The organism is Mangrovicoccus ximenensis (assembly GCF_003056725.1).
Classification (GTDB): Bacteria; Pseudomonadota; Alphaproteobacteria; order Rhodobacterales; family Rhodobacteraceae; genus Mangrovicoccus; species Mangrovicoccus ximenensis.
Genome location: NZ_QBKZ01000016.1, coordinates 638,176 through 645,861, shown reverse-complemented (window position 1 = coordinate 645,861; position 7,686 = coordinate 638,176). Strand labels below are relative to the sequence as shown.

Annotated in this window: 8 protein-coding genes, 1 tRNA gene and 4 pseudogenes; 7 read left to right on the top strand and 6 right to left on the bottom strand. The window is 70.6% G+C overall.

Going from position 1 to position 7,686, the window contains the following annotated elements:
- The coding region (locus C7T91_RS23665) for an ATP-binding protein (RefSeq protein ID WP_145963000.1) at positions 1 to 572 on the bottom strand (572 nt) is incomplete at its 3' end.
- Between the two features lie 106 nt (positions 573 to 678).
- Between C7T91_RS23665 and C7T91_RS23660 the strand changes: the two genes are divergently transcribed.
- Entirely contained in the window at positions 679 to 1,089 is a 411-nt protein-coding gene (locus C7T91_RS23660) for a hypothetical protein (protein ID WP_145962999.1), read from the top strand.
- Positions 1,090 to 1,214: 125 nt separating this feature from the next.
- Here C7T91_RS23660 and C7T91_RS23655 read toward each other — a convergent pair.
- The 3 genes and pseudogenes from C7T91_RS23655 to C7T91_RS23645 all read right to left on the bottom strand — a co-directional run.
- Positions 1,215 to 1,766 (bottom strand): annotated as a pseudogene (locus C7T91_RS23655) (thiamine pyrophosphate-binding protein); the annotation flags it as partial.
- Positions 1,767 to 2,073: 307 nt separating this feature from the next.
- A tRNA-Met gene (locus C7T91_RS23650) sits at positions 2,074 to 2,150 on the bottom strand.
- A gap of 38 nt (positions 2,151 to 2,188) precedes the next feature.
- Positions 2,189 to 2,443: a hypothetical protein gene (locus C7T91_RS23645; RefSeq protein WP_145962998.1), complete on the bottom strand. Its 255-nt coding sequence runs from the start codon at positions 2,441 to 2,443 to the stop codon at positions 2,189 to 2,191.
- A 38-nt stretch (positions 2,444 to 2,481) separates the two neighbouring features.
- Here C7T91_RS23645 and C7T91_RS32875 point away from each other — a divergent pair, with 38 nt between their 5' ends.
- Both C7T91_RS32875 and C7T91_RS23640 read left to right on the top strand, forming a co-directional pair.
- Positions 2,482 to 2,634 (top strand): hypothetical protein, encoded by a 153-nt coding sequence (locus C7T91_RS32875; protein WP_161556078.1) that lies wholly within the window; start codon positions 2,482 to 2,484, stop codon positions 2,632 to 2,634.
- 88 nt (positions 2,635 to 2,722) lie between these two features.
- Entirely contained in the window at positions 2,723 to 3,181 is a 459-nt protein-coding gene (locus C7T91_RS23640; protein WP_108261623.1) for a DUF3307 domain-containing protein, read from the top strand.
- A 348-nt stretch (positions 3,182 to 3,529) separates the two neighbouring features.
- Here C7T91_RS23640 and C7T91_RS23635 read toward each other — a convergent pair whose 3' ends face one another.
- Both C7T91_RS23635 and C7T91_RS36790 read right to left on the bottom strand, forming a co-directional pair.
- Positions 3,530 to 4,411, bottom strand: coding sequence for a ketopantoate reductase family protein (locus C7T91_RS23635; RefSeq protein WP_108261621.1), 882 nt, complete (start codon positions 4,409 to 4,411; stop codon positions 3,530 to 3,532).
- Between the two features lie 70 nt (positions 4,412 to 4,481).
- A pseudogene (locus C7T91_RS36790) lies at positions 4,482 to 4,769 on the bottom strand (3'-5' exonuclease); the annotation flags it as partial.
- Positions 4,770 to 4,866: 97 nt separating this feature from the next.
- On the opposite strand from C7T91_RS36790, the gene C7T91_RS23625 reads away from it, so the two are divergent.
- From C7T91_RS23625 to C7T91_RS23610, 4 genes and pseudogenes are all read left to right on the top strand, one after another.
- A complete protein-coding gene (locus C7T91_RS23625; RefSeq protein ID WP_108261619.1) occupies positions 4,867 to 5,121 on the top strand; it encodes a hypothetical protein in 255 nt (84 codons plus the stop codon).
- A 122-nt stretch (positions 5,122 to 5,243) separates the two neighbouring features.
- A pseudogene (locus C7T91_RS39930) lies at positions 5,244 to 5,497 on the top strand (hypothetical protein); the annotation flags it as partial.
- Positions 5,498 to 5,538: 41 nt separating this feature from the next.
- Positions 5,539 to 6,126: pseudogene (locus C7T91_RS23615) on the top strand (THUMP domain-containing class I SAM-dependent RNA methyltransferase); the annotation flags it as partial.
- Positions 6,127 to 7,352: 1,226 nt separating this feature from the next.
- Complete coding sequence (locus C7T91_RS23610; RefSeq protein ID WP_236638441.1) at positions 7,353 to 7,685, top strand: SPOR domain-containing protein; 333 nt, start codon at positions 7,353 to 7,355, stop codon at positions 7,683 to 7,685.
- Position 7,686 lies beyond the last annotated feature (1 nt).

The following is a 7,686-nucleotide window of genomic DNA, read 5'->3' as shown; positions in this document are numbered from 1 at the left end:
GGGCGGCCCTGCTTGGCCAGCTCCGCCCAAACCGCCTGCAGCAGCCGGAAGGTGCCGACCGGCCCGCCCTGCCGCGCCGCCAGATGCGCCGCCCAGAGCCAGCAATTGCGGATCTCGCCCCCCGTGAGCTCGAATCCCGCAAGCAGGTCGAGATCGATCTCCTCCTCCGCCGGCACGCCGCCCGCGAGCCCCCGCGCCCAGAGCGCGCGGCGGTCCGAAGCTGACGGGGCCGGGAATTCGACCACCATGTCGATCCGGCGCAGGAAGGCCGCGTCGATGTTCTGCGCCAGGTTGGTGGCGAGGATCGAGACGCCCTCGAAAGCTTCGAGCCGCTGCAGCAGGTAGGAGACCTCGAGATTGGCATAGCGGTCGTGGCTGTCCTGCACCTCGGAGCGCTGGCCGAAGATCGCGTCGGCCTCGTCGAAGAACAGCACCACATCGGCATGGTCGGCCGCCGCGAAGAGCCGGTCGAGGTTCTTTTCGGTCTCGCCGATGTATTTCGACACCATCCCCGCCAGATCGACCCGGAAGAGCGGCAGGCCGAGCGCGCGCGCCACCGCGCCCGCTGCCATGGTCTTGCCGGTGCCCGAGGGCCCCTTGAAGAGCGCGGTCAGGCTCGGCGGCTTGGGGGGCGGCGATCCGGGCTAGCCTCGGCCGGGCGCGGAGACGGAGGCTGCGATGACGCGACGGATGCACGGAATGGCGGCGGTGCTGGCGCTGCTGGCAGCGCCGGCCGCGGCGGCGGAGCCCTCCGCCATGTCTGGCGAGGAATTCGGCGCCTATGTCGACGGCCATACGGTCACCTATGCCCATGACGGCCGGGTCTACGGCATGGAACAGTACCTGCCGGGCCGCAAGGTGATCTGGCGCCAGTTCGGCGGCGATTGCCAGGAAGGCGTCTGGTTCGAAGCGGGCGGGCAGATCTGCTTCGATTACGGCGAGGGCATTCCGCTTCAATGCTGGCAATTCGTCCATGACGGCGGACGGCTCGGCGCCCGCGCCGACAGCGATCCGGCGGGCAGCTGGCTCTACGAGGTGCAGCGCTCCACCGAACCGATGCATTGCCCGGCGCCCTATCTGGGCACCTGAGCGGCGGCCGTCCGGACCGTACGCGTCTCCCTCGCGCGGAACGGCCCGGCGTGAGACGCCACGTCAGTCGTCGAAGAGCGAGGCCTGCGGCGGCTTGCGTGGGGCCGACTTGCCCGCAGGCTTGGAGCCGCTGCCTGCCGCCACCGCATCGAGCGGGCCGGCGCATCGGCCGCGCGGATCGGCAGGTCGACATGCACCGGCCCGGGCCGCGGCGCCATGGCCAGCGCGACGGCCTTGGCGGCAATCGTTCCGGCGGCTTCGGGGACCATGCAGAAGCTGCCCTTGGCGACGGTCCGGAACACTGCCTGCTGATCCAGCACCTGATGGGTGTAGCTCTGCGCCTCCGCGGCATCGACCGCGCCGGTCACCACGATCATCGGCACCCGGTCCTGGCGGGCATTCTCGACCACGTTCACCGCGTTCAGCGCGCCCGGCCCCAGCGTCGCGACCAGAAGCGCGGGTGCGCCGGTGCGGTGATGCACCGCCTCGGCGATGAAGCCGCCGGAATTCTCGTGCTTGACCAGCACGAATTCGATGCCCGCGCGTTCGAGGGCCGCGACGAAGCTCAGCACCTCGCCGCCGGGCATGCCGAACGCGTGGCGCACCCCCGCATCGTAAAGCTCGCGGGCAAGGAGGTCGGCGGCGGAGGGCGGCGCGGCGGCAATGTCCTGGGTCATGCTCCAAGGAGTAAGGCGGGGATCCGGCCTTGGCCAGCGCGAAGCGCGCGCGCCGGATCACGCCACGGCGAGAGTTGTGTCAGGCGCCGCCCGGCAGGCGGCCAACCTGGTCCACCCGCAGGGGCGCACTCCACCCGATGGGCAAATTTGCCCAAAGCTGGGAAGAAATCGGGGACATCCGCCCACGGATACACCTAAAGCGCCCCAAATAACACCCAATCACATGACACCGTTCGAGCGTGATTTGCATAAACGAAAGGCGGCCCGCGGGCCGCCATGTCATTGATCTCTAAGGAGACTGGGTATTTGGTAGCGGAGGAGGGACTTGAACCCCCGACACGCGGATTATGATTCCGCTGCTCTAACCAACTGAGCTACTCCGCCAAGGAGTGAAGCGTGATTATTGTGCACGGCGGACAGCGTCAAGGGCCGGATTTGCTGAGACTGCCGTTTTTCCACGGTAACGTTGCGACAGCATCATCACGTACGCCTCGCGGCAGGGCATGCAGGACGCCCAAGGCGAGATCGCGAACAGCATCGATCGGGTGCAACAGCACCTCGGGGCTGCCCGACGCCGCCGCAAACGACTTCATGGTCTTCGCTGCCGAGCATGGCTTCACGGTCGAAGACTTCGTGGCCCCGAACATGACGCTGCGCGTGATGAACGACTTCTGCAACCGGCCTCCAGTGACCATTCCCCTGGCTCCGGGACTGGGTGGCCCGCGCCCTGCCGCCCGGCGCGCCGACGCAGGCGGAAATCGGCGCAGGGCTCGGCCTGACCCAGCAGGCGGTCCAGGACCGGCTGGACCTCGCGGGGTTCTGGGCGCTAGAACAGGCCTTGGCCTGGGCCGAAACGCCGTCCGGCTGACACCCGCCCTGCAGTGCAAATTACAAGTTACAGGGCTTGTTTTTCAAAATACAAACCCTGAGGCTTGTTTTGACGCCTGCACGCCATCATGCTTGAGACTGCCGCTGCCCTGCTCCTGGCACATGTCCTGGCCGATTACGCCTTCCAGACCGACTGGATCGTCGAGAACAAGCGCCGCTTCTCGGTGCTGGCGCTGCACGGGGCGATCGTCTTCGCCGCCAGCTGGCTGGCGCTTGGGCTGGCCCCCGCGGCCCTGCCGCTGGTGGCGGTTCTGACGCTGCTGCACATGGCCACCGATGCCGCCAAGACCCGGCTCGAACCCGGGCGGCTCTGGAGCTATCTCGCCGACCAGGCGCTGCATGTCGCGGCGATTTTCCTGCTTTCCGCGCTCTTCGCGGCGGGCTGGTCCGACGGCCTCTGGGCGCGGCTGCTGCCCGCGGGAACCCCGGCAGTGCTGGCGTCCAGCGTCGGCATGCGCCGATCGGGCTGGCCGATGCCCGGGACGCGGCGGGCCGCGCCGCCTGCCGCGCCGGTTCCGCGGTCTTGACCGGTAGGGTTGCATCCGATGGCAGCGGGCGCCCCAATCGCTCCGGCCAAGCCGGAGGCGGACTTCCGTCGTGGGACTGCCGGGAGGCTGCCGATGTAGCCTGCCCGGCAGGACTGGCCGGAACCAGCACGGCAAGGGCAGCCGTGCATCGACTGAGATTGGCCGTGTCCGGCAACGTTCTGGCCAACTCGGGACGGGTTCCGCCTGCGGGGGCACCGTGGACCCGCCTGAGCTGTCTTGCTCTCATGATTTCCCTCAAGCCTCTGTTCCGTCGGCACCGGGCGCAAGGCAGTGCAAATGCGCAGGGCGGAGAACGGAACGGGAGACGGCGGCCGGGCAAGCTTGCACTCACGGGGTTGCGACGGCATGGCCGCGGGACGTCCCCGTGGCTGCCGCGCCCCGGGGACGCGCCGTGTCCGGCGCATGGCAGGGCCCACGGACTTCCCTGCGACAGCGCGTCCCCGGGCGCAGTGCAGGACCGCAGCTCCTTTCCGGGGTGCGCCCGGCGTGAGGCAGAGCACGCGCCCCGGCGATCTCGCCCGGACGGATCTGCTCCCGCCGGGGATCATCCGCGTCGATGGTCCGCCAGCCGAGCCCGAGCGCGCGGTAGACCGCTTCGGCCTCGTCGCGCGCCGCCTTGCGGATGGCGGCATCCTCCGCCTCCGGCCCGACCGCCGCGTCGATGACGTTCGACAGGTTCAGAAGCAGCTTGCCGCGCTTCCAGACCATGACATCGTCCCAAGTCTCGCAGGCGACATTGCCGGCCCTCAGCGCCCCGGCCAGCGCCTTGTCGGACGCATCCGTGCCGCCCGGCCAGCAGCCGATGTCGAACATGCCGAAGCGCGGCCCGACGAAGGTGCGGACATGGCCGGGACCGGCGATCGCGCAGGGCATCATCACGTTGACGCCGTGGATGTTCGGAAAATAGCGCGCCGCGAGCGGCTCGTTGGCCAGCCCGTTCTGCGTGCAGTAGACCGGCTGGTCCCGCAGCCCGGCCGCGGCCAGGCGCTCCAGCGCGGCGGTGCTGTCCTGGGTCTTGACCGCAAGCAGGATGACATCCTCGGCGCCGAGGCCCAGCCCGGCCGGATCGGCGGCGACGGGAATCCGCGCCTCGATCCGCTCCGCCGGGCTTCGGGCGCGGGGCCGCGCCGCCGCCCTGGTCGGGCGACCAGGTCTCCGCGCGGAACTGGCCGAGGATCTCGCGCGGCAGGAAGCGGGTGCGCATCGCATGCACGTAGCGGTCGCCGTTGCGGCCCTGCTGGGTGACGTAGAACCGCAGCGGCAGGCCGAGCGCCAGCCGGTCCTTGGCGCGGGTCATCGCGACATAGAGGAGCCGCCGTTCCTCCTCGATCTCGGCCTCGCTGCCGGTGCCCAGATCCGAGGGCAAGCAGCCGTCCACCGCGTTCAGCAGATGCACCGATTTCCATTCCTGCCCCTTGGCGGAATGGATGGTCGAGAGGATCAGGTAGTCCTCGTCCTTCAGCGGCACGCCCGCCCGGCCGCCCGAGGCCTCCGGCGGGTCGAGCACCAGCTCGGTCAGGAAGGCCTCGGCCGAGGGATAGCCGGCGGCGATCTGCTCGATCTGCATCAGGTCGGCGCGGCGCGTCTCGGCGTCCTCGTGCAGGCGGTCCAAATGCGGCTCGTACCAGCTCCGGGCCAATCCCAGAGCGGCAGGCCAGTCCGCCTTGGTTGCCATCGCAGCGGCGAAATCCGGCCAGCCGGCGGCGGCACGGGCGGGCGGCTTCGCGGGGGTCTGGCTGGACGTTCCGCCCGGCACCCTGCGTGCCCGCGTCGCGGCGCGCAGGGGCGGGGTCTCGGATGCCACGGCGGAGGTTCTGGAAGCGCAGCTGGCGCGCGGCACCGGCGAGGTGTCCTGGACCCGTGTCGACGGCACCGAAGCGTCGGCCGACCTCGTCGCGGAGGTTTGCTCCCGCAGCTGAGTGCGTTTGCCCCGGACAAGTCTCATTGCATTGATATCCTGCGGATTTCGTCCTGTTTCCTTTGCCATGCCCTGCGAGGAAGAGCACGACTCAGGCCAAAACCCTGCAATCTCCGGCCGCCGATGAAACACCGCTGGCGCCCGCCCGGACAATTCGGGGGAGCGCCGTGCCAGCGGCACGGCGCAAGCCGGTGGACTGACCTTCTCCGGACGCGTCTGGCCGAGATGATCGATCCGCGCCACGACCTGGCGAAGCTCGCCGGGCTGATCGACTGGGAGGTCTTCGAACGCGAGTGGTCCAGGTCTTCCCGTCGAAGACCGGCCGTCCGGCCGCGCCGCCGCGGCTGGTTGCTGGGCTGCTGTACCTCCAGCATGCTGCAACCGCCGCCCGTAATGTCCCCAAAAGCGCCGGGCCAGCGGCGGCTGGCCCGAGGTCTGGACGGCGAACCTGCATCTGCGCACCGCCTCGCGGGTGCTGATCCGGGTGGCGTCCTTCCGGGCGCCTCATCTGGCGCAGCTCGACAAGCGTGCCCGCAAGGTCGGCTGGGACCGCATCCTGCGCCCGGACCTGGCGGTCCGGGTGGAGGTCGCCTGCAAGCGGTCGCGCATCTACCACCAGGGCGCGGCGGCCGAGCGGATCGGCCGGGCGATCAGCGAAACCGCGGGCGTCACCATCTCGGCGGAAGCGGCGATCGTGGTCAAGGCGCGGATCGAGGACGACCTTTGCACCATCAGCCTCGACACCTCCGGCGAGCCGCTGCACCGGCGCGGCCACAAGGAGCAGGTCGGCAAGGCGCCGCTGCGCGAGACCTTCGCCGCGGCCTTCCTCGGGCGGATGGATTTCGACGGCAGCCAGGCGGTGGTCGATCCGATGTGCGGATCGGGCACTTTCCCGATCGAGTCCGCCGAGATCGCTGCCGGGCTCGCCCCGGGCCGGTCGCGCCGCTTCGCCTTCGAGGACCTCGCCAGCTTCGATGCCGCGGCCTGGGACAAGCTGCGCGCCGGAACGGGCCGCGCCGCGGAAGCTGACCCGCGCCGGGCGCGGCTCGTCGACGGCCAGCTCCGCCTCCTGCCAGTCGCGCGCGATCAGGATGATCGCCTGTTCCATCTGCCGCGGCAGGTCCGTCCGCGAATGCCCGGCCTCGGCCTCGACGGTGATCAGCGCCTCGCGCTCCAGGGGAGATGGCAGGACGAGCACCGGCTCGTCGCGGCCGCGCTCCAGGCGCCACCCGTCGGCGAAGGCGGAAACGCCATCGGCCTCGAGGGCAACGGAGTGGATCTCCGACACCGGCGCGCAGGGCAGGAACCAGCGGGAAGCCCCGGCGGGCAGCCGCTCGGAGATCCGCACCCGCACCGGACCGAGCGGACGGTTGGTGCCGGTCTCGACGACCGATTGCGCCGCCCGCAGGTTGTCGAGGAGCGCGGCATCCTGGCTGGCATCCGCCTCGAGGAAGCCCGTCGCGCGCCGGAACGCCTCGATGCCGACCGCGGGCGGCGCCTGGTCGATGTCGGAGAGCACCTCCATGGCGGGTTACTTGCCGCCCTGCTTCGGCGGCGCCCCTGCCTCGGGGGGCTTCGTCATGGCGGCGGGCGTCGGCTCTGGATCTTTCGGCTCGGCCGGTTCCGGCCGGCACGGCAAGGCCCCTTCGGCCAAGGGCTGGCTCAACGCGGCATCCGGGCAGCAGGGGCCCGCCCGGCCCGCAAGCAAGGCAGCTCCGGCCTCGGTCGAGCGATCCCCCGGAGCGCGTCCGATCTTCTCCCTTGCGCACGCATTGCGGCCAGCTCCCGCCCGGCAGACCGGCAGCGTCACCGGCGAAGCCTCCAGCCCCTGTGCCCCTGTCCGGCGGCTTCTGCATCCGCCGTTGCTGCTTTCTGGGCCAGGCAAAGAGCCCGGGCAGCCGCCAGGCTCCCCGCACCGCAGGGAAGAACCACCTCCGGACGGAAGAGCGCCTGCGGTGCCCGAACGGTCTGCCGGACATCCGGTGCGGCGTCGGAATGCTCCGGACGGTGCGGCAGGGCGTCGTGGGGAAGCCGTGATCAAGTGCCGGAAAGCCCTGGGCGGCCGCACCGCTTCCGGGGATCGGACCGACAGCCTGCCCGGCCCCGCCTCCGCAACGGCAGACGCGGCGACGCCCGGAACAATGCAGCGGCGCCTCGGCTCGCAGTCCGCGCCACCAATCCGGGCACCGCCGTGACCGCGTTGCCAGGCCGCCCCGGAATGGCGGCAGCGCTTTGGTCAGCCGCGCCTCCTATACCGCGCCCGCCGCGCCCGCGCCGCAGCGCGCGCTCGACGTCGACCCGGGCCTGCTGGCGATCGGCACCCGTCTGGTGCAGCTCGGCGCCTATGACAGCGAGGGCACCGCGCAATCGGAATGGGGCCGTCTCTCCGGCCGCTTCCCGGGCTATTTCGAAGGCAAGCAGCGCGTCATCGAGCGCACCGAGCGCAACGGCAAGGTGTTCTACCGCCTGCGCGTCCACGGCTTCGATGACCTGGCCGACAGCCGCCGCTTCTGCTCGTCGCTGGAAGCCGGCGGTGCCGATTGCATTCCGGTGCAGGTCCGCTGAT

Excerpts from the sequence above, each read along its gene's own strand:
- C7T91_RS23660 (WP_145962999.1), top strand. The coding sequence starts at position 679 with ATGACGCGACGGATGCACGGAATGGCGGCGGTGCTGGCGCTGCTGGCA.
- C7T91_RS23640 (WP_108261623.1), top strand. The coding sequence starts at position 2,723 with ATGCTTGAGACTGCCGCTGCCCTGCTCCTGGCACATGTCCTGGCCGAT.
- C7T91_RS23635 (WP_108261621.1), bottom strand. The coding sequence starts at position 4,411 with ATGCGATGCGCACCCGCTTCCTGCCGCGCGAGATCCTCGGCCAGTTCC.